Here is a 336-nt window from a genome sequence, read left to right as displayed (position 1 = left end):
GCCCTGGGAGTGGCCCACCACGGCGGCGGGCTCCACACCCAGCGAACGCCAGAGCGCCGCCAGCGACACCATCACGGAGAAGAGTGCGGGTTGTACGACGTCGAGTTCGGTGAGGTCGGGCGCGCCTTCGCCGCCGCGGATGGCGTCGATGACCGACCAACCCACCAGGGCCGCAAAGGCCGCATCACAGGCTTCGAGCCGGGCCCGGAACACCTCCGACTGGTCCGCCAACTCCAGTGCCATGCCCACCCACTGCGACCCCTGACCAGGAAAGACGAACACCACCCGACCACCATCAACCCGCACCCCACCACCACTGGTAACAACCCCAACAGC

General features: G+C 68.2%; 1 protein-coding gene. It reads right to left on the bottom strand.

Translation table 11 applies throughout. The features are described from left to right. The coding region (locus tag AAHZ94_RS35185; RefSeq protein WP_502964884.1) for an acyltransferase domain-containing protein at positions 1-285 on the bottom strand (285 nt) is incomplete at its 3' end. Positions 286-336: the final 51 nt, after the last annotated feature.

The sequence above is a fragment of the Streptomyces sp. HSW2009 genome (genome assembly GCF_040240285.1).
GTDB lineage: Bacteria > Actinomycetota > Actinomycetes > Streptomycetales > Streptomycetaceae > Streptomyces.
This window is presented reverse-complemented; position numbering and strand designations above follow the sequence as displayed.